The organism is Streptomyces beijiangensis (genome assembly GCF_017315755.1).
In the GTDB taxonomy this organism is placed as follows: domain Bacteria; phylum Actinomycetota; class Actinomycetes; order Streptomycetales; family Streptomycetaceae; genus Streptomyces; species Streptomyces beijiangensis.
On sequence record NZ_JAFLRJ010000655.1, the window covers coordinates 1 to 653 of the forward strand.

2 protein-coding genes are annotated in these 653 nt (G+C 67.5%); one reads left to right on the plus strand and one right to left on the minus strand.

Annotated features, from left to right (window positions below; all coding sequences use genetic code 11):
- On the minus strand, positions 1-172 hold a 172-nt coding region (locus J0695_RS37970; protein WP_206969385.1), incomplete at its 3' end, for a DUF2277 domain-containing protein.
- A gap of 145 nt (positions 173-317) precedes the next feature.
- Here J0695_RS37970 and J0695_RS37975 point away from each other — a divergent pair.
- Positions 318-653, plus strand: a 336-nt coding sequence (locus tag J0695_RS37975; RefSeq protein WP_206969384.1) for an STAS domain-containing protein, incomplete at its 3' end; no start/stop codon positions are given.

Below are 653 nucleotides of genomic sequence, written 5' to 3' on the forward strand. Positions count from 1 at the left end.
TCGCGTCCGCGATCTCCTGGACGGCCCGGTCGAACACCTCACGGTTGTGAGCGGCAGGAGCCCGGAATCCGGACACCTTGCGTACGTACTGAAGGGCGGCGGCCCGGATGTCGTCCTCGGTGGCTTCCTCGGGGAGGACGGGCGGGCGAAGGGTCTTGATGCTCCGGCACATACATCCAGTGTCACCCCTCACCGGTGAACAGGTGGCAGTTGCCCCTGTCAACACCTGTCAACCCCGAACCGCCAGGACTACACTGCGTGTTGAAGCCCAGGCCCCCGGCAGCGTCAAAGAGTGGTCTCTGCTCCAAGGAGGCACGGTGCACGCCCAGCTCAAGCTCACCTCACGCCCCATGACCGTCGCAGGAAGCCTGGACCTGACGGCCCTGCCGACGTTGCGCGCCCGCCTGAGCGGACTGCCGCCGGGCACCCACCTCACTCTCGATCTGTCAGGCGTCACTGCCTGTGACCACCGGGCGCTGGGCATCCTGATCGCCGCACTGCGCCGCGCCCGCTACGAGGGAGGCGATCTGCAACTGGTGTCCCCCAGTGCCACGGTCGTCGAGTCCCTCACCGCGACGGGTCTGATCCGCCTGCTCCTGGTCGCGACCGAGTGGACGACGGATTCGCCCGAACCAGAGATCGCAACAGCGGCG